The organism is Bacillus sp. S2(2019) (assembly GCF_005144805.1).
In the GTDB taxonomy this organism is placed as follows: Bacteria; Bacillota; Bacilli; order Bacillales; family Bacillaceae; genus Bacillus; species Bacillus altitudinis.
In genome coordinates, this window is the sequence record NZ_SWFL01000002.1 from 22873 (window position 1) to 42251 (window position 19379).

At 41.4% G+C, this 19379-nt stretch carries 26 protein-coding genes; 4 read left to right on the forward strand and 22 right to left on the reverse strand.

Features of this window, described 5'->3' with window-relative positions; translation table 11 throughout:
• Window positions 1–7: 7 nt before the first annotated feature.
• From FBF75_RS05275 to FBF75_RS05290, 4 genes are read right to left on the reverse strand one after another with little or no spacing between them, the layout of a single operon-like run.
• Entirely contained in the window at window positions 8–676 is a 669-nt protein-coding gene (locus FBF75_RS05275; RefSeq protein WP_008344093.1) for a LysM peptidoglycan-binding domain-containing protein, read from the reverse strand.
• On the reverse strand, window positions 669–4661 hold the full coding sequence (locus FBF75_RS05280; protein ID WP_481748719.1) for a transglycosylase SLT domain-containing protein: 3993 nt from the start codon (window positions 4659–4661) through the stop codon (window positions 669–671). The genes FBF75_RS05275 and FBF75_RS05280 overlap by 8 nt, the downstream gene beginning before the upstream one ends.
• A gap of 1 nt (window position 4662) precedes the next feature.
• On the reverse strand, window positions 4663–4800 hold the full coding sequence (locus FBF75_RS05285) for a hypothetical protein (protein WP_008344097.1): 138 nt from the start codon (window positions 4798–4800) through the stop codon (window positions 4663–4665).
• A gap of 41 nt (window positions 4801–4841) precedes the next feature.
• Window positions 4842–5282: a phage tail assembly chaperone gene (locus FBF75_RS05290; protein ID WP_008344099.1), complete on the reverse strand. Its 441-nt coding sequence runs from the start codon at window positions 5280–5282 to the stop codon at window positions 4842–4844.
• Window positions 5283–5465: 183 nt separating this feature from the next.
• Between FBF75_RS05290 and FBF75_RS19795 the strand changes: the two genes are divergently transcribed.
• On the forward strand, window positions 5466–5522 hold the full coding sequence (locus FBF75_RS19795; protein ID WP_229200408.1) for a putative holin-like toxin: 57 nt from the start codon (window positions 5466–5468) through the stop codon (window positions 5520–5522).
• Between the two features lie 276 nt (window positions 5523–5798).
• On the opposite strand, the gene FBF75_RS05300 is transcribed toward FBF75_RS19795, so the two are convergent.
• The 18 genes from FBF75_RS05300 to FBF75_RS05380 all read right to left on the reverse strand — a co-directional run bounded on the left by FBF75_RS05300 (window position 5799) and on the right by FBF75_RS05380 (window position 17068).
• Complete coding sequence (locus FBF75_RS05300) at window positions 5799–6242, reverse strand: phage tail tube protein (protein ID WP_003213309.1); 444 nt, start codon at window positions 6240–6242, stop codon at window positions 5799–5801.
• 1 nt (window position 6243) lies between these two features.
• Window positions 6244–7590 (reverse strand): phage tail sheath family protein, encoded by a 1347-nt coding sequence (locus tag FBF75_RS05305; protein ID WP_017367936.1) that lies wholly within the window; start codon window positions 7588–7590, stop codon window positions 6244–6246.
• 3 nt (window positions 7591–7593) lie between these two features.
• The gene (locus FBF75_RS05310; RefSeq protein WP_008344108.1) at window positions 7594–7806 is read right to left on the reverse strand and encodes a YqzN/YkzM domain-containing protein; all 213 of its coding nucleotides are present in this window, start codon (window positions 7804–7806) and stop codon (window positions 7594–7596) included.
• A complete protein-coding gene (locus FBF75_RS05315) occupies window positions 7793–8248 on the reverse strand; it encodes a phage tail terminator family protein (protein ID WP_041091933.1) in 456 nt (151 codons plus the stop codon). Before FBF75_RS05315 ends, FBF75_RS05310 begins: the two co-directional genes overlap by 14 nt.
• A 4-nt stretch (window positions 8249–8252) precedes the next feature.
• Window positions 8253–8750, reverse strand: a complete 498-nt coding sequence (locus FBF75_RS05320) for an HK97 gp10 family phage protein (protein WP_025207873.1) — start codon at window positions 8748–8750, stop codon at window positions 8253–8255.
• Window positions 8747–9103, reverse strand: a complete 357-nt coding sequence (locus tag FBF75_RS05325) for a YqbH/XkdH family protein (protein WP_017358987.1) — start codon at window positions 9101–9103, stop codon at window positions 8747–8749. The genes FBF75_RS05320 and FBF75_RS05325 overlap by 4 nt, the downstream gene beginning before the upstream one ends.
• A complete protein-coding gene (gene yqbG, locus FBF75_RS05330; protein WP_007500574.1) occupies window positions 9100–9483 on the reverse strand; it encodes a protein YqbG in 384 nt (127 codons plus the stop codon). The genes FBF75_RS05325 and yqbG overlap by 4 nt, the downstream gene beginning before the upstream one ends.
• Before the next feature lie 13 nt (window positions 9484–9496).
• A complete protein-coding gene (locus tag FBF75_RS05335; protein WP_008344119.1) occupies window positions 9497–10420 on the reverse strand; it encodes a phage major capsid protein in 924 nt (307 codons plus the stop codon).
• 22 nt (window positions 10421–10442) lie between these two features.
• A complete protein-coding gene (locus tag FBF75_RS05340; protein WP_125589763.1) occupies window positions 10443–11534 on the reverse strand; it encodes an XkdF-like putative serine protease domain-containing protein in 1092 nt (363 codons plus the stop codon).
• Window positions 11535–11568: 34 nt separating this feature from the next.
• Complete coding sequence (locus tag FBF75_RS05345) at window positions 11569–13026, reverse strand: phage portal protein (RefSeq protein WP_039169994.1); 1458 nt, start codon at window positions 13024–13026, stop codon at window positions 11569–11571.
• Entirely contained in the window at window positions 13023–14324 is a 1302-nt protein-coding gene (locus tag FBF75_RS05350) for a PBSX family phage terminase large subunit (RefSeq protein WP_160758062.1), read from the reverse strand. The genes FBF75_RS05345 and FBF75_RS05350 overlap by 4 nt, the downstream gene beginning before the upstream one ends.
• An 8-nt stretch (window positions 14325–14332) precedes the next feature.
• Window positions 14333–14980 carry a phage terminase small subunit gene (terS, locus tag FBF75_RS05355; RefSeq protein WP_007500563.1) on the reverse strand — a complete coding sequence of 216 codons (648 nt, stop codon included), beginning with the start codon at window positions 14978–14980 and terminating at the stop codon, window positions 14333–14335.
• A gap of 152 nt (window positions 14981–15132) precedes the next feature.
• On the reverse strand, window positions 15133–15651 hold the full coding sequence (locus tag FBF75_RS05360; protein ID WP_136944513.1) for a sigma-70 family RNA polymerase sigma factor: 519 nt from the start codon (window positions 15649–15651) through the stop codon (window positions 15133–15135).
• Between the two features lie 124 nt (window positions 15652–15775).
• Entirely contained in the window at window positions 15776–15961 is a 186-nt protein-coding gene (locus FBF75_RS05365; RefSeq protein WP_370648332.1) for an XtrA/YqaO family protein, read from the reverse strand.
• A 17-nt stretch (window positions 15962–15978) separates the two neighbouring features.
• Window positions 15979–16383: a RusA family crossover junction endodeoxyribonuclease gene (locus FBF75_RS05370; protein ID WP_017358980.1), complete on the reverse strand. Its 405-nt coding sequence runs from the start codon at window positions 16381–16383 to the stop codon at window positions 15979–15981.
• 102 nt (window positions 16384–16485) lie between these two features.
• Window positions 16486–16680: a hypothetical protein gene (locus FBF75_RS05375; protein ID WP_226650593.1), complete on the reverse strand. Its 195-nt coding sequence runs from the start codon at window positions 16678–16680 to the stop codon at window positions 16486–16488.
• Entirely contained in the window at window positions 16658–16810 is a 153-nt protein-coding gene (locus FBF75_RS19625; protein ID WP_162835675.1) for a hypothetical protein, read from the reverse strand. Before FBF75_RS19625 ends, FBF75_RS05375 begins: the two co-directional genes overlap by 23 nt.
• Window positions 16811–16828: 18 nt before the next feature.
• Window positions 16829–17068, reverse strand: a complete 240-nt coding sequence (locus FBF75_RS05380; protein ID WP_017358976.1) for a helix-turn-helix transcriptional regulator — start codon at window positions 17066–17068, stop codon at window positions 16829–16831.
• A 159-nt stretch (window positions 17069–17227) separates the two neighbouring features.
• Here FBF75_RS05380 and FBF75_RS05385 point away from each other — a divergent pair, with 159 nt between their 5' ends.
• The 3 genes from FBF75_RS05385 (at window position 17228) to bioB (ending at window position 19349) form a co-directional block, all read left to right on the forward strand.
• Entirely contained in the window at window positions 17228–17605 is a 378-nt protein-coding gene (locus tag FBF75_RS05385; protein ID WP_007500560.1) for a helix-turn-helix domain-containing protein, read from the forward strand.
• Between the two features lie 242 nt (window positions 17606–17847).
• Window positions 17848–18198, forward strand: a complete 351-nt coding sequence (locus tag FBF75_RS05390; protein ID WP_003213146.1) for a hypothetical protein — start codon at window positions 17848–17850, stop codon at window positions 18196–18198.
• A 155-nt stretch (window positions 18199–18353) separates the two neighbouring features.
• Window positions 18354–19349, forward strand: coding sequence for a biotin synthase BioB (gene bioB, locus FBF75_RS05395; RefSeq protein ID WP_017358975.1), 996 nt, complete (start codon window positions 18354–18356; stop codon window positions 19347–19349).
• Window positions 19350–19379: the final 30 nt, after the last annotated feature.

The window sequence follows — 19379 nt, forward strand, 5'->3', positions numbered from 1 at the left end:
AGCCCCCCTATTGTGGTATTTTCAATTTTTGTCCTGGAAAAATCCAATATCCCGGCTGTTTAATATTGAGTTTACTTCGTTTGATCATCGCTGCTTTATTGGCATTCCAAATACGCCGCCATTTTGTACTATCGCCATAAAAACGGCCTGAAATGGCCCACAGAGTATCTCCCTTTTTGACAGTGTACAATTTTGGTGGTGTTTTTGAGGGTCTTTTCTTTTTGGTTTGTTTTGCTTTTTTCTTTCGTTTGATTTTCCTAGGCGATGCGGTTTTATATTCCTTTAACTCGATCGTAAATTCACGATCCCCTATGTCATAAGACCCTTCCTTGTGTGTGAAGCTCTCAATGCTGCACGTCATATTGATTTTAGTCCCTGTCACAATCAGTCGCACAGACTTCTTTGAACGCATCATTCGTTCAATTTTCGCTATTGCATTCTCTGGTGATGGAATGCTTTTATATTCAGCAATTGGCGAATATTTCTTAGGAAATAATGAGGTGAATGATACTTGTTTAGCCGATGGTACATCAATAAAAGTCAGTTCCCCAAAGGAGGAGACCTTCACTGTTTCATTTTGTACATTATTTGTGATCTCAAGTTCGGATGGAAGCACAGGGAATCGCAACTTCTCCTTGCCTTGGGAAATCCACAATTGATACACTGATTTACCCATCGATCACGACCCCTTTCGTTCCTGTCTGAAGCTCTACTTCCAATTCGTCTACAAGCATTTGTCTAATTTTTTCGACCAGCGATTGCTGATCCTGTCCATTATGGAAATGCTGATCACCATTAAACTGGATGGTGATTTGTTTATTGCCTGACGTTGTTGCATTCCCAGCTGGCTGTGCTGAGGTGACTTGCTGCATCTGTGATTCTGGTAAAGGAGCAGATGCATTTGATGGATCATAGACTTGCATCCCAAGTGCCTTGGCTGCCTGCGTCAATAAATATCTCCCGCGAATACCTCTTTCTTCTGGAATAATCCACTCGCGTTTGTTTCCTTCACCGACTCTAGCTACCTGCTCCTGAGTAATCAGTCCGCCATTGGCGTAGCCTTTATAAGGACCGCCTCTTTTCATACTCCGTAATCCCGGTGTATTGAAGACTGTTCCATATCTGCCCTTAATGTAGTTAATGGCTGCTACGGCATTATGAATTGGGTTCCAAATATCATTCATGCCCTTGCCTTTATTGGAATGGAAGGTCGGTCCAATGGTTTGCATTAACCCTTTAGAAGGCGTTCCCTTCTTGGCGTTGGAATCCCACAAGTTGATGGCTTTCGGGTTACCATTTGATTCGTGCTGAGCGATTGTCATAAGACCTGGAAGCCAGCTCATCGATGTGCCAGTCGCCATCAGAGCTGCCATGAGCCATTGCTGAACACTAAGACCTGAAGCACCCATACCGCTGAACGCTCCGATTAATGAACCCGCTTGATTTTCAGCAAACTTTTTCACATCAACTGAATCGAGCCCTTTGACGACACCAATCGATGCGAATTTCCCTAGACTCATCATGACACGTGAAGGAGAATGAATGTCTAGTTCTTCTCTAAACGCCTGTTCCACTTTCTTCGCCATTTCTTTGGCAGCTTGTGTGACTTCACTTGCTTTTGAACGCATGCCGCTATTGAAGGCGTCGATCATTCCTGAACCCCATCCTGGTGATTCTTGTTTGGCTTGCAGGAATGGTTGTTTGACGTGTTGGTCTACGTATTGGCTTGTGCCAATTGATGTGGCATTTTGACCTGTTGCAAAGCCACTAACAGTTCCAGAACCCCAAGTTGGTGATGCTGTCATCACTTGTTGGTATGGTGCTTTTACACGACTTTGCAAAAAGCTATCAGTTCCTGTTGGTGTCATTTGCTGGCCAGTAGCAAATGCCGATACCGTTTGTTGTCCGTACTTTCCTGAATCTGATGTCATTTGATTAAATGGCTGCTGAATGTTTTTTTGCTTCCATTGATCAAGTGAAACCACCTTTTGATTCAGCCCTTGTTCAAAATCATGATTAAATTGCTCACCTATGCTGGCAGATTGGATGTTTCCATTCATTGAAACCGTTCCACCAATTGAACCGGCAGAAGCAGTTGGAGCTGCTGGAGCATTTGGCGTTATTGGAGCTGGAGAGCTAGAAACTGGACTTGCTGCTCCGCTGCTGCTTGGCACAACAGACATTCCAAGATGAGAAGCAGCTTGTGCAAGCAACATCTTCCCACGGCCCCGGTTATTTTGAGTTGGAATGACAAATTCGTTACCCGCTTCACCAATCCATGATAAGGTAGGCTGGGTGATATAGCCGCCTGTTGCATTATTATCAGGTTTTTTCTTTCCAACGATCCAATTTATTACAACATCTACAATACCGCCTGCTTTTTCAAAAATCTTTTGAACCCAACCAAATGCTGCAGAAAAACCATCACTTATGGCACCAGCCACTTTTACGATCGGTGTCTGAATATTATCTTTAAACCATTTGGATAATCCATCCCATATATCTGTCACCACTTTATACGCTTCTTCAAACTTCTTCCCAATGCTATCTTTGATGGTTCCAACCGTTTCTACAAGCGGATTCCATACATTGTTCATAAACCAAGAGGATACTACTCCAAAAATTGATTGAATGGTTTTCCATGCATTTGATAATGCTGTCCAAATCCCAGTAGCGACTGTGACAACTGTGCTGCTTAGCGGTGTCCACACATTCTCAATAAACCAGCCTGCTACTGCACTGAATGTTTCTTGTATCCACGTCCATGCATTGACTAGACTTGACCAGATCGTGGTTGCTACCGTAACGACTGTGTCGCTTAGCGGTGTCCAAACGTTTTCAATAAACCAGCCCGCAACTGCACTGAATGTTTCTTGTATCCATGTCCATGCATTGACTAGATTTGACCAGATCGTGGTTGCTACCGTAATAACTGTATCGCTTAACGGTGTCCACACATTTTCGATAAACCAGCCCGCAACTGCACTGAATGTTTCTTGTATCCATGTCCATGCATTGACTAGACTTGACCAGATTGTGGTTGCTACTGTGCCAACCGTGCTGCTTAATGGTGTCCACACATTTTCGATAAACCAGTCCGCAACTGTAGACCACACTTCAACAATTTGATCTTTGATTTCAATGGCTTTTTGGCCAATCTTCTCAAATCCACCGCCATCAAACCATTTTCCAATTGTTTCACCGATAGATTCTCCACCCATACTTCCAGCGATGCCGCCTACTAGGCCGCCGATGGCTGTACCTACCCCTGGAACTACACTGCCAATAGCAGCACCTGCTGCAGCACCTGCCATTCCACCGGCGATTCCTCCTCCAGTCGCACCGATCTTTTCACCAGCATTCTCTTTTTTCATACCAATTAGATTTGTTGCACTAAGTACACTGCCTAGAATAGGTACTTTCTTTAATAATTTACCGCTCCCTTTACCGATATTTTTCAACGCATCCCCTAATTTACTTGGAGGTCTTCTATTCATTTCGGTTCTTGTTGTGGCATTTGGATTTCTAGGTTGTCTTGGTGATTGACCATTTCTATTTTTAGTTTTAGTAGATCCTCCCCTGCTTAAACCTCTTGCACAACAGGGACAACAACTATTGCGAAACAAACCTTTACCACCTCGCGGCTTAGATTTCTTATTGGGAGCTGAATTTGATGGTGTGGATGTTGGCGCTGTTGTTGGCGCTGTTGTTGGCGCTGGAGTGCTACTTCCATTCGATTGATCACCTGCACCAAAGAGACGATCTAATACATTGGTCACCAATTCATCTAGTTTTTTTTCAGGATTGAATTTAATCTTCTCTTTTATTCTTCCGATCACATCTTGCTTGTACTCTTCCATTTTATTTTCAACCCAAGGAAGTGCCTTTTCGTCCCAAAACTTTCTAGGACTTAATTTTTCTTTCACCTTGTCTGCAACATCACCTGCATATTTTTGAATTTCATTTAACCCTTTATTAGCAAGGCTCTGGAGCCAATCCTGTTTAGGTTCATCCGTTTTAACTGGCGGACTAACAGCCTCAGGTTCTTTTTTTATATTTTGTTCTTTCACAACTGACTCTGCCTGATCTCGTTTTTTCAACTTACTCTTTGCATTGTCTTGAACAGATACTCTGATCTCATGTTTAGCCATTGTCAAGCTTTTGAGTGTCTTTTTGATTCGTTGAATGGCAGTGGTGGCTTGGTCAACCATGTTTAATCTCATATAGTACGTTCTGTTCATGAGCTGAAGGATTGATTTTTTGATTGATGACATTTTTCCTGACAACTGATCATTCAGTTTGAACGTCAGCAGCATTGGACTTGCTTGTGATTGTTTCAATCGATCTATACTGGATTTAATGACATCTAGTCCTTTTGTTTGAATCGATATGACCATCTGTTTCGGTATCATGTTCAGCTGGTTTGTTAATGATTTGAGATCACGATAGATTCCTTGATCTAGCTTCATGGATAATACAGAAAACCTTCTCATCGATAAATTGAGGTTCCTTAGCTTCTTTTCATCCATTTCCAGGCTTATTTTCACCGGTTTTCTAAATGGTTTGAGCTGCTTCTCAAACGTTTGAAATCGTTTTTGAATGCGCAACAGCTTCTTTGATACTTTGTCTTCTAATTCAAATCGTGCAGTGAGCTTCGCCAGTTTATTTCCCTCCTTTCTTTGCTTCTTTTTCTAGCATATCGAGCTTGTAGCTGATGAGTCCGAATAAGAATGCCTTAAATTGTCTTGGTGCTTCGTATAAATCGAGAAGTTCTGATGGGGAATAGTGAAGCTCATGCATGGCGTAATATAAAAACACTGCTTCCTTATCCCCATCTTTTATTAGTTTTTTGCTGCGTCTTCTAAATCTTCAATTTCGTCTTCAAATCCGTTGATTTCAATGGCTTTGTTTAACCAGTTTGCGTATTCACCACCGACAGATAAAACACGTTTTGCAACTTCAACTGGATCTTGTGTGCTGTAGGCTTCTCTTAATTCCTTTGAGCGGAAATCTGGATAAATCGTCGATTCAATGGCAATCCGTGCGTAGAAGCGCTGGCTGTCTAAGTCTTTCACACGGCCTCTGCCTTTGACATTTTTGAACGTGGTGTTTTCTTTTTCCAGTTCATCAATACGTTCCGTGGTAATCGCTTTGAAGACAAAAGGAATGACATTCCCTTTTTTATCAACAAAACGCTTAGAAATTGGCACTTTGACCTCTTCCGCTTCTACTGTTTGTCCTGGCATAAAAAATGAAAGATCAAATGTTTGTTTTTCGCTCATGTTTAAAAACTCCCTTTTGTTTGTTTTTTGAATACAAAAAAGCACATCCATTTTTGAATGTGCTTTCCAATCTTTTCATGTATAATATAACTCGTACAATTGAACGGCTTGCTCAAGGGTGTCTGGCTCATCCCCGATAGGAAGGGGGTGATGCTCATGTCAACGTTCCAAGCGATTTCCCTAATGCTTTTATTCGGGATGTTTATCCTTGCTTTGTTGACGTATATAAACAAAAAATAGACTCCCCTTGAGCTTTGGTAGGTGAAAGGGAAAGTCTATCCTTAAAACTATCTAATTGATAAGCCAGCCCCTTGAAGGGCCTCATTGTACATTGCCGGGATGTTAGCGCATCCTGGCTTCTTTTTATTGTATGCAAATCGCTTTGCATGTAAACATCATTTTGTGTGTTATTGAATGCCATGTGCATTACAAATGCATTCATTTTTCATTACATCTGCATTATAGCATATTTGGTTTTTATTTAGCTAATTAATTAGCTAATTTCCTCCACATTTCTTAGAAAGAATTCTTCAGCTTTTCAGGCAGATCAAAGTCTTCAAATGTAAATGGAACTTCTTCTTCAAGTGCCTCTGAATCGACATCTAGTCCAGCAATTTTAGCTGAATCAAAGTTGACATCGAATAATGTCACACGCTCTGTGCCTCGGCCTGATGATTTATCATCAATTACCGCTTGAAGAGTGAAGTAAGGATCTTCCCCTTTTTTCACATAGTTGAGCATAAGTTGAACGAAACGTGACGTGACTTTATAGAATGTTGCCGTTCCTGTTCCGTTTGCCCCTGTTGTTTTATGACCAGTCATTCGGCGGCCCATCACATTCACTTCTGATTTATTTTTCTCCACGTTTGCTTCAAACGTTTTGATAAAGGCAAGCTCCTCACCTTCTAAGAAAAGACGACCTTCTTTACCTGAGATTGTATTTTGCGCTTTAAAAGCCATCTTACTTCACCTCCACATTGAAATAGAATTTTTCTGCTGCGTCTACTGGCTGTACTGCTAAATCGATGATAAATCCATCACGATCTTCATTGAGGCCAATGACGATATCTGTTTCTGAGTTAAAGCCTGTAATGCCGCTTCCATCTTGAAGTTGTGTGAGATACTGTGTAATCAGTGTTTTCACAAGCTGCACACCGTCGTCTGATGCTGGAATGTCATTGCCATTGGCTTTGCGTAATTTAATCAAATTTTTCAGTTCAAATGTTAAATCATTGTTGATTGCATCTAGCACACGGATGATTTTGTTTTTCGCCATTTGCTGGTTCTTTTCAACCGTGAAGCTTGTCAAAGAGTTAATATCTTTTTCAACGCTCACCGTGCGGTCTCTTGCATCGAAAGTGAAAAGAAACTCTCCTTGTGATAAACGGTATTCTACTTGATCATTATCAAGACGCTCTAATGTATCGACTGCGCCTTCGTATTCAACAAAGGTCAGTGACTGATTAAAATTCGCTCCTGCACTTGCTCCTGCGACCCAAGCTGTTGTTTGAGCAGGCGTGAGTTCTGTTCCGTCTTCTAAAACAACACCGCTTGTGACATTGATGATACCTTCTTGATCAGCTGCATAGTTAGCCACAACACCTTGTACCTTACGTCCTTGCTTATCACGTAAACGCTCAATAAATGACGCGAATGTCGCTTTTAATTGCTCACTATTATCGACTGGTAGTGCAATGACATCAAAGTATTCCGTTTCAGCTGCTTCTAGGAAAGCTGTATAATCTGCGACACTTGCCACACCGTTTTTCCCGCCGCTTAAAGCCGCTCCAGCAGTAATGACCGCTTCGCCTTCACCAGAAAATTGAACGTATTTGTTTTTCACAAGATCTTTGACATCTTTGACCACCTGTTTATCGACAATATCTGTTCCAAGATAGGTGATGACGTCACGTTTTGTGCTGTCGAGTACATTTTCTGCCACTTGAATGGTAATCTCATTTCCTTTTTGACCACCATAATTGGCTGTGACCACAAAGTTTTCTGCGATTTCCGCTTTGGCTGGCTCTCCTTCGTTTAGACGGTAAAGCAAGACCGTTTGCGCTTTTTTCTTCGCTTCACGGAAAAGAAGAAGTGACTTATCATCAATGTTAAGCCCGACCTTTTTATTTAAGTCTTCCATATCGGAAACGGAAATAAAAGTTTTTGGTTCTCCCCAGCTCATGACAAGAGGAAGTGCAACTGTTCCTCGCTCGCCTAAAGTAATTCGCTGCTCTGCTGTTGTTTTAAAATTAAAGTAAATGCCAGGACGCTTTTTCTCTGTACCTGGTGTAAAAGTGCCTCCGTTCATCCTTTAAACCTCCTTGGACAAAAAAGCATCGATGTGCTTCTTTGCTTCTGTTTTTGTAATTGGTTGATGTTTGATATAAAAAAGAGCACCTTCAAGGATTTCTGGTTTTACCCCAAAAAGATCCTTGCTGTGCTCTTTTAAGGCTTCAAATGAAAAGCCAAATTCTTTTTCTTCGCCCGCTGTTTGGTCGAGCTGTGTTTTTTTAGTCTTGCTCACGTTTGATCACCCCATCTGAAAAATTGATATCTTCTAGGCTTGGCTGTTTATCTCGGTTGTACCAATAGCTGCTATCCCACGTCAGGACAATCGCTGCTACACCTTGATCTATGATTCTTGTTTCCACTCTTTTTATGCGGACATAATCATCCAGCACCTCTCCATCTTCACTGATCATCTGAATGATTTGACGATCAGCAAGCAATGCATCGACGACTGTTTCCGCCGCATCATGCGCTTTTTCTGTATCCATATGAAACACTTTCACTTGCAGCGAATAAGATTTCATAAAAGTAGACACTGTATCTGGACCACTAATGACAGTCACTGGCGGCACATAAACAGATGGCACTTGGAAACGCTCTGGCAGAAGACGATCATACATTTTCACAGGAAAGTGTGTGTATATATAATGCATGATTGCCCCGACTTCTTGATTCATTCCATCACCTCCCAAAATGTCGATCGATCCAGCTTTGAAGCTTTCGATCCAGCGAGTGTTCAAACATTTGTTCATAGAGCATGACGGCATGATCCCAGTACCCATTTCCTTCAATCCATTGAGATGAAAGCATCATGCCAGTACTGGCATTCGGATCATATTCAAAGCGGCTGCCGTTCCATCTGCCAGGCACCCATCTTCGTTCTCCATTTGAAGAAATGGCATGTCCATCATTCACGTAAGAGGCATAATCAAGCTGTGTCCCTACTTCTAGCGTGAGCCCGCCTCGGGAAGTGAGAAAGTGATTCTCCTTGTCACCTTTTTGAAAGGAATTGAGGAGACGGCCTGTATCAACAGCCTTTTCTTTGATGATTTCATCTTGAATGATGTCTAAAAACTGTAAGCCCATTTCCTGTAACCACTCTTGATATTGCGCCGTTAAGCCGCCACTATTTGCCTGTTGGAGCTGGGATAGCAGCCGGTCAAGTCCATCAATTTTCATAGGTTTTCCTTTCTGACGGCCATCACTTCCATGTGATGATTTTTCACTCTTTTTGGCTGCTGCAACTTAAGTGAGATGCCGTTCCACACCATTTTGTCATGCAAACGAATGTCGCTTGCTAAAGGGAAATGGACGAGATAGGACTGATAGATGACTGTATTCGGTTCTTCTTGCACGAGTGACTGGCTTTTTTCTACAACATAGCAAGCCACATCTCTCATACTTGGTGTATCAGGATAAGTGAGGTCCGTCTGCAGATCTCCTGCTGGTATACCAAATTTGCCGCGGACTGCCCCCTCATTCTCTAAGTGAAAAAGATCACAGCGATCCGTTAATAGAGAATCATAACTCATAATGATCTCACCTTTAAATTGGCGCTGCCGCCAGTTAATGAAGGTTCAATATAATCAACAAGAAGGGCATACACATAAGGTCTGCCTTTCACTTTGTCCGCTGCCTTTGCATATGAATAATCACCCATTTTTTCTGAAGTCAAGCCTTTCATCATGGATTCGTCATCATTCAGCATGGCAAAATACTGGGCCATTTTTAATAAGGCGATCCTTGCTTTTTCAGGAATGGGCTGATATTTTTCATGTGTAAAATCGTGCCCGACCATTTGAAATACCGCTGCTTCTGCTTCAATAATATCTGCCGCTAGTCTCTCTACAGAACGATTTTTCACGCGATCAAATACAGAATAGGCTTGTAGTTCCTCAGCAGAAATGATCATAGCCTGCTGTCACCTACTCTTTCACTTTCATGACTTTGGCTACAGCATCCTCTTCCTCAAATTTGCTGTCGAGCTTCGCTGTCAGAACAATGATAAACTTACGGCTGCGAATATCTTTTTCTACTTCAATACGAATATTGCGAGAAAATCCTACGATAATATTTTTCGGATGTGTCAGTAAAATATCTGATACGTCTGTTCCTTCTTCATCATATGGCTGCATATTGGCAAGACCTTTGACCGGAACACCGAATGCAGAAGAAAGTCCGCCTTGAATCGCCGCATCTCCGAGACCTGTCTGACGGTTTGCTACTTGGTCTTTCCACTCGACCTCTAAACTTGGGGATGTATAAAAACGGAAATCCTGAGGTACACGTAAATATTTTGACGGCATCGCTTTGTAGGCTTGTTTGAACATTTGACGGCTAATTTCCGCTCCATTCGCATCGACAATATGAGAAACTGCCTGTTTTCGTACGCCATCCATTTGAGCTAAAAATGGATCTTGTGATGTTGTATCACCGTTGACGATCAATTCTTCAATATCGACTGCCGCTCGTTCCGCCAGCATTTGCATAATGGTCTGCTGAATCCCGTCTTTTTCAATGTTGTTTTCAATGCTGTCGTACGTCATATGAATCTCAGCAATGACTTCTTTTGCATTGAGCTGAACAGTGCTTGTCGCTGGGACAACACGGTCTTTTGCATCAAGCGCTTTGCCTTCTTCTGCTGGGCGTAAAATGCGCTGACCGAAGCCGATTTTTTCGATTTTTTGTGAATCACTTTCCATTGGAATGATACGTGCATCATTTAAAACGGTTGGTGTATTTTGCATCATTCTAATGAATGTGTTGGATTGGGCTGCGTTCATGAGACCGCCTGTTTTTAAGCTGGCAAGTGTCATTTCAGCCTTGCGAATCAACTCTTGATTTCTCACACTTTTTCCTCCTTATTTAGGCTTATAGTAAGCCATCCCATATGGGCTTTGTCATATCATTTTGTGTATCGTGATTTGTTTGTTTAGAAATGCCCCGCGCTTTTTCAAGCATGTGTATCCGCTCTGAAATAGGCAGTAGCTGTTGCTGAAGCACTTCCTGAATCGCTGCTTTTTCTCTGCCTGCTGATTTCTCTAAGGAAGAGAGCTGATGACGAATTGGCGCAACCACTTGCTCCAGCACTTTTTGTACAGGTTCTTCTTCACCTGTTTGATCTGTCCCTTGTTTATCCGCTTGTTGTAAAACGTTGTCGATGGCCATTTTTGCTTTTTCTAGTTCGCGTACTTGATCAGTCGTTAATCCGGCATCTTGCTTTTGAACGGATGCTGGTCTTTCGCCAATCGTTTGGAGGACATCATTTGTTTTCAACACATCCTGCACAATTGGAATCAATTGTTCAAGTGCCGCTCTTACGCTAGACTCATCACCATCACTTGACTGCAACGTTTCCAGCAGATGATCTAAAACGCTCCAAAATTGTTGTGGCATATTTGCACCTTCCTCTTTCAAAAAGAAATTTTTCAGCAAAGAAAAAAGCCCTCTCTCGTTCGTTTCTTGAGATAGGAGCTGATCGTGTTCCTCTATTGCGATGATGTCTGCTGTTCCAGCCATTGAGTAGCCTGTAATGTGGCCTTGCTGAATTTGGTCCCAAATATCTTGTGATGCTTTTGTCACAAGTACCCAAGATCCTTTTTGAATCAGCTCTCCGCCTACTTCAAAATCCGCTGGGGCAATGTATGATTCGACGACTTCGCCAACACCATCTTGAAAATCATGCTGTTTATCAATGTGACGGGCATCTTTCATAAAACCGTGTGCTGCTCTTTCAATTTCTTTGGCCGACATAAAGTCTTGATGTGCATCAGGTGTATTCGGTTCATACACGACGCCATATACGAGGCGATGCGCATCATCTGCCTTCGTCAGGACACTGACTTCTTTTTGAAAGTCAGGCTGCTTTTTCTTTGCTTTCATCAAGAAAAATTTCTTTTGGTTGGCGGCCTTGTCCACATAGGAAACATGTGTAATTTTTGCGTTTTTTAATTCCCTTGGCATATGTTCACCCCCTTTCAAAAAAGCTCACGTCCTTTTATTTCTCCAGCTGGTTTGACTCTGATGGAGACAGCCCATCAGCTGTTTTTATGCGGCTTTCTAAAGGTCGGTGGTAGAATTCTTCCGGCCATTCCTCTAACGTCTTACCAAGAATACGCCCCGCAAGATCTCGTAAATCATTTGGCGATACTGCCCCAGCCTGAATAAATGGTGTCAGAACCTTCGCTATCTCTAATGGATCTCTAAAGTCAGGACCATTTAATAGAAAGCGGACATGCCATATATCTAAATCCGGGAGAAAAAGAGTATTGAGCTTCCCTGTAATAAGATGCCGCTCTGGCTGAAACACTTGCTCCTCCGTTGTTTTTCGCGCGGTATCTGCCGTGGCCTTGTTATAATCTTGTGACTCTCCTGTGTAAATAGGCGGCAGACGAAAAGCGGAGCGGATTTTGTTTCTCGTCTTTTCATCGTATTCTAAAAAGAGCGCATCCTCTTGCAGGATTTCCGCCAAGGATTTAAAGTTCACTTTGACATTTGATACATCTTCTTCACCTGTTAATCCTTTTTCTGTCGGAAGTCCTTCTACTTCAAGCAATAAAAACTTATGCGCATGATCAGACCCTTCAATATCATCCATATAATCTTGTAGCTGCTGATAAGAAGTCTCTGACAGCATGCCGTTTTCAACAATGATGGCACCAGGTACATGCCGTCCTTGCTTAAAATAAAGATAATTCAGCTCTTCTGCTTTTCGTGCGCCATACATATTGACGATGTTGCCAATCCAGCGGGGAATCCCATACGTCCCACTGCCAATTTTAAAATGAATGACTTCTGTTGCTTGAAGTGGTTCTGGTGTAGCATCATCGTACTTGCCTGTTTCATAATTTAATATGCGCGGATCACCATACTCCTTGAAAAAGACTTTCTTCTCATTGATGACCTGCACATATTTTCGGAATCGTTTCTTGCGATTCATCGTCTTTAATTCGCCGTTTTCTGTGTAGCGGAATTCGACGTCGACTGGCTCACTCAGCTTGCAAATGCGAATATGGAGTGCATCCAAATACTCGATTCCTGCCGGCTTTCCTTGTCCATCCCGCAGCACCTCTAAAAAGCCATTTCCTGTTTTCTCCCGGTCTTCTAGGACATAACCAAGAATCACGTCAGCAGACTCATCATAGTTCATGTATTTCGTAAACTCTTCGAGTCTTGTCCATTCCTTCTCGGCTGTCTTCTTTTTGACCGGTTTCACATCTTCCGCATTAAAATCAAAGGCGTATTCCACCCCAAATCCAAAACCTAAAATGTTTGTTCGATACGCATCTATACATTGCTGAAGAATCGTTGAGTATTCTGCCATGCTTTTTAATTCATTGATATGGTAGGGCGGGGGGACAATGTCATCTTTTTCGTATGAAAATTCATCCTCATACATTTGTTTTGTATGATCAGACATGTTGGCCTTCATAATCGTTGCTTTTAATTGTTTCATTGTATGGACCTCCTCTCTCGGTTTGGACGGACACGCTCTGAAGCAGTCTGTTTCAAATCGGTCACCTCATAATCATCTAGCGCATACCAAATGGCAGATAATGTGTGTGGATCGATTTGAAATTCATCTTCCTCTAAGCGGCCGTTCTTATCTGCCTTATAGGTTAGTGATTGAAGTTCATAGATGGTATAAGGGCAAGCATCGGAACAAATGATTTTCTTAAATCGTTTGATTTTCTTTGTATATTGCAAACGTGACCCTTGGAACTTATGCGCAGCGACCATTTGAAATCCGCGTTGCCGAAAATAGTGAATCGTTTTAGGCTCTGCTGCATCTGCCTTAATCAGTTCCTTTGATTCAACAAATTCTTTCAAATCAACAGCTGTTTCATCATCCGTTTTCCCGCGGTCGTAATATTCCCAATAAATATATAAGTACTTTTTTTCATGATCGACAGCTAACCGAATGAGCGCATTGTAGGATTCGACAAATCCAAAATCCATCCCCGCCCGTTTCAGCGGTCTTTCAATTTGCCCGATCGCTTCTAATACGTCAGCATGCTGTCTGACCTCAAATTGCGGAAACACTTTTGTGCCATTGATACCGAAGTATCCCTTCCTTGCAATTCGATAAAGATCTGGATCGTATTCTTTCAGCTCATCCAGCTGCTTGACATAGCTTTTAGGAAGAAATAGATTGTCTTCTGCTGTTGAGTGGTGATAGTACGTATCTTTTATCACGATGGTTCGCTGTTTGTATAAGGTTTCGTCATCAAGGACAAATCGTTTCAGCTGTTCATCTCGAAAGAAATGTCTGTACGTCCAATTATCCTGACCAACGGGATTCGTCGATAACATCATATAAAGAGGTAAAACTGGATGTCTCAGCCTTCCAAGCAGTTCTTTAAACCCTTCATATGAAACCTCGGAACACTCCTCAATCCAAATAATTGAGATGTTGTTGATCGACTTCAATTTCTCAGGCTTGTCCAGTCCTTTAAATAAAATGCTGCTCCCATTGCGAAAAGTGAGAGCAAGCGGTGAACTGCGGCACTTTACTAGATGATCGATGCCAAGATCGCTGACGATTTCTTGTAAAAGAGAGTAGGTCGACTCCCGGTGCGTATCATACACTTCTCGAATGACAAGTGCTGTCCGTTTTTCCTCAAGCAGTTTTAAAATCAGCTTTAAAGCAATGTGATAGCTTTTGGAGGAGCCATAACCGCCTACTAAAAACTGAAACTTTTGATTCCAATCGAACAAAAAGTGTTCAAAGTGAGGATTGACTTCTTTTTCAATCAACGGCGTCATGAATCGTCCTCTTTTCTTTTGATCATGATATGAAGATCTTCTTCTTTTTCCTCACGAACTGCTTTTTTTGTTTTTTCGATTGTCAGCTCAATTTGCTTCAGCTTTAATCTTCGTTCATCTTTTGCGTGAGCGAGCTCTTCAAACTGTTTAATCAGCCGTCTTAGCTCTCCCATTGCACGAGATTGGGCATTTAAAAAAGTAGCATGCCGATCCCATGAAAATTGAAACGAAAATTCCTCTGCCGTGATCTCTGGCTCTGGATGAATGCCTTCGCCTGTTTCTTCCTCTAATGAAGAAGGCAAGTACGTCGCCTTTTTCAGTTCTTTGATCATGTCATCTTGATCTGCTACATGCATGATGCGCTGCGCTCGAATAATGGCTGCGTATTGAATTTGAATTTGATCCCAGATGATATCAAGAGATGTGCGCCCATCCATTTTTTCCATGATTTCAATCGTTTCATCTGAAAGAAATTGATGAAAGATCGAGTGCGCCTGCTTTGACGGTGTTTTTTGTCTTTGCCAGCCGTATCGTCTTTTCCATGATTTAACGGTATGGATGGAGACGTTGTAATGATCGGCTAGTTGCTGGTACGTCATCCCTTTCATATAATCCTGCTTAGCCTCTATCCGTTTATCTTTCATTTACATTCACCTGCCGCCTCCTTTTAGTTCGAATGATTCCCTGATGAGAAATCATTTGTGCCGGGCTAGCAAACATTCGTTTGGTCTTTCTAACTATAGGTGGCAACTGTAAGACAAGCTTTTGAAGATTGATGTGATGAAAGAAAAAACGCCTATTCAGCAGCTCTGAATAGGCGTTCTTGTACTTTTTTGGACATTTTGGTCCGAGCTCTTTCCATATGTTTTTGGACTGTTCCTTTTTTTACATCTAGCATGATCGCAATCTCGCTAAATGACAGACCCTGCGTTGTGTGCATAAAAAATACGTCCTTCTCTCGATCTGTCAAAACGGATAAGGCTTCGTCAATTCGCCTTTTGTCCCACTCACTTACCTCTCTTTCTTTCTCTTGAATGAGGGTGTATTCATGTGATAAAGCCTCTAATACCTCTTGATTAGCAAGAATGGTGCGCTGATACACAGACCGTCTATCTAATCCTCTGCGTGCGCCTGGCTCTCTACCGATTTGAAGCCATTCCACCACGTATTCTAAATCACTGACCATACTGGCGATCATTTTTTGATCATGTTTGTCCTGATCTGACATCTGTTTCTCTTCTTTGTCTTTCAATTGTTCATATCGTTTTCTGGCATCTTTTAAACTTCTTTTATATTCAATCAGTAAATCTTGCATCTATGCTCTCTCCCTTTTTTAAGAAAATAAAAAACGGACACCAATCAGCCCCTTTTTATAGGGTCTTGATCAGTGTCCGCAGGCTTTCCGTCTTGGACTTATTCAGTTGTTCTTGTTCATCAGACTAGCTGATTTTAAAACCAATCTCATGATCGACTCTTGCAAAATGTCCTTTTGCTGTTTGAATAATCGTTTTTCCATGCTCAGGTACATCCATCATATAAGCCGTTCCTACGTTTCCATCTAACACAATGACTTGAATCTTTCCTTTTTCCATTTCACCGACAAATGTCTGGTTTTCTTGAATCATGAGTTGTTTTGGCTCGTTCATATGCTTGTCTCCTTATTTGGTGGTGAGGATCTCATATCATCACCCATCGTATTTAAAATGATTTCCATTCGAGGACGCATGCTATAAAACTGTGAAACTCTTAATTCTACAATCTGTAAAGAGGCGTCATCGGTAACGGCATGAAGTGCTTCTTGTATATACTGCAAATTTGGTTGAAGAATGCAGATGTGTACCGGGCGTATCAAGCCTTTTTCTGCAGATGTACGCGTGTCTTGGCTGTTCGCTAGATCAATGGGCATATTGTAAAATGAGCGAATGTCGAGTGATAATGCGCCTTTTATTTTGCTTGTGCATTGCGCTTTAGCGGCTGTTTGAATTCTGTTTATCAATGTCTCTTTTGTACATAAATGTTCTTTTTCAATGATAAAATGAAGGACCATGCTACGATCTCCCGTCATCCTTCGCCCACTGCCGAATGTCTTGTTCGTTTTGACCCGCATTGAGCAAACATTTCAGGAATGTCATGATTTGCTTCAATCGATTCATGTCGCATTCATCCTTTCCTTCTTCTTGTCATCAACGGCTTTTTCTGCCATGAGGGTCATGTATGTGCGTTTTTCTTCTGCCGTGGGGAAAGCAAAAATCGGCTCTTTTTGATGAAAAGTGATCCAGCCGCCAGCTTGTACTAGGCAATGCTGGGCTTCTTTTCGGGCATCAAATGTCATCTGATGTCTCATCATCATCAAATCCTTTCTCACGGTCCTCGTCCTCTAATCGATAACCATTTCGGGACATTTCATATGGCCAGTAACGTTTTGGATAGCCGAAATCATTCATTTGTGTCACCATCGGATGTTCGATATTCATTCTGTTTGTCTCCCCTTTTTAAGAACGGTCTTCCTCAAGACTATTACTCTTTTTGTGTAACTTTTGACCAAAAAAAAGCTCTTGAACACCGATATTTAGCAAATCTGCAATATGCTTGGCTATTTCTAAGCTGGGCTTTGTTCGGCCCATTTCTATATTTGCATAGCCACTCGTGTACTTATATCCAAGTTTTTTCGCCATATACGTTTGTGTTTTTCCTTGTAATATTCGTTCTTCTCGTAAATTTTCAAGTTTCATGTTTCCACCTCTTACTCATTATGTGTAAGTTATATTCATTATGATAATATACACAAAACGAGTAAGTCAATCATATTTTTATTCTTTTTGTGTATTTATTTATCTTTTCCGTGTAATTCATGATAAAATTTACACATAATATGAAAAAAGGTGTTTCCGATGGATAATTTGACTGGAAAGATTCTAACTGAATTAAGAGAGAAACATGGATGGAGTAAGTCTACCGTTGCCAAAAAACTCGGATTAAAGGCGATGTCGACCTATGCTAACTGGGAGTATGGATTGAGAAAGCCAGATGGTGAAATGATTGTGAAAATCGCCGAGTTATACGGGGTCTCAACAGATTATCTTCTCACAGGTAAAGACAAAAACGCCTCTGATGACGATCTTGCAGATGATCCTGATTTGCAAATTGCGTTTAAAGCTGCCTCCGATTTTTCTGAAGAAGCACGAAGACAAACCATCGACTTTATTAACTACATTAGAGAGAAAGAAAAACAAAAAGGCCGTCAGCCAAAACAGACAGACGACAAATAAAAGATCTCTTTTCATAAAGCATCACATAGCTGGGTAGATACCCAGCTTTTTTTATGTCTCTTTTTCCCCCTAAAAAAGAATGACATATGAATAAAAAATCATGTTTTTTGGGATAAAATCGTCTTCCCCTACATAATATGTGACAATTTTCACCAAAAATACTCATTTTTCCACTTATTTTGATTGACATATAATTCTATTATTATTAATATATGTATATACCAAAAAAAGGAGTGTTACCGATGAAAAAATTAATGAAAGCTTGTACATTGTCTTTAGCTGCTTTAGGTGCTCTTACGTTCTTCCAAACAGAAGGTGCTCATGCAGCTGCACAGCCTAAAGAACCAGTTATAGCAAAAGCTCCTATTATGAATAAAGTGATTACGGTGAACCGCACACTTACTGTAGGTTCTTCAATCGCTGTTTCACTTCCAGCAAGTCAAATTTCTGTCTCAGGCGCAACGTATGCCATTCAATTAGACCAAACTGCTCCAAACTTCACATGGATCCGTGCTGTACAACGCGGTTCTGTTACAGTGTCTTACTATAATTCACTAGGGGAGCTTGTTATTAACTATATTACTGTTCGTTAAGCGATTTTTTTCATATGAAAAGGCGATGACTATATGTTCATCGCCTTTTTGTGTTTTTTGTGTTTTTACTTAGGATGCTTACCAGTGCTTGCCAATCTCTATCTATTATGTTAACTTTTAATAAAAATAAGTTTACATATTGAGAGGGGCTTATGATGGGAAAAATAACGTCTTTGTCTTGGGAAACGATCGTGAAGAAAGCCATCAATGATGAACCAATTACGATGGAAGAAGGTCTAAAAATTCTTGAAGCAGACGACGCAGAGTTGCTGCCTATTATGCATGCTGCTTATCAGGTGAGATTTCATTTTTTTCAAAAAAAGGTGAAATTAAATATGATCTTTAACGCCAAAAGCGGATATTGTCCTGAAAACTGCGGGTATTGTTCACAATCGGTGATTTCAACAGCTCTGCTTGAGAGATATACAATGCTTGACCAAAAAACCATTGTGGCAGGTGCGCGTGAGGCGTTAAAAAGAAAAGCAGGGACTTATTGTATCGTAGCAAGCGGGAGAGCACCTTCGCACCGTGAATTAGATGAAGTCACCGCAGCAGTAAAGGAAATTACTGAGACGATGCCTTTGAAGGTGTGTGCATGCCTTGGGTTATTAAATGAAGAAAAAGCGAAACGGCTGAAGGAAGCGGGTGTTCATCGGTATAATCATAATCTCAATACACATCAAGATCATCATGCTCAAATTACAACGACCCATACGTATGATGACCGCGTATCGACCATTGAGAAGGTCAAACAGTCAGGGATGTCACCATGTTCAGGGGTTATTATTGGAATGGGCGAAACCAATCAACAAATTGTCGAAATGGCTTTTGCGCTTAGAGCCCTTGATGCGGATTCGATTCCCGTCAACTTTCTCCATGCAATTGAAGGAACGCCTCTTGAACATCAAGAACGTACACATCCAATCAAAGCGTTGAAGGTTTTGGCACTGATGCGATTTATCAACCCGGCTAAGGAAATTCGAGTATCTGGGGGAAGAGAGTTTAATTTACGAACGCTTCAGCCTCTCGCATTATATGCAGCGAACTCTATTTTTGTAGGCGATTATTTAACGACAAAAGGACAGCAAGTTCAAACCGATCATCACATCATTGAAGATTTAGGTTTTGAAATAGAAGAATGTGCGCTTTAAAAAAAGTCTGCCGATGAATCGGCAGACTTT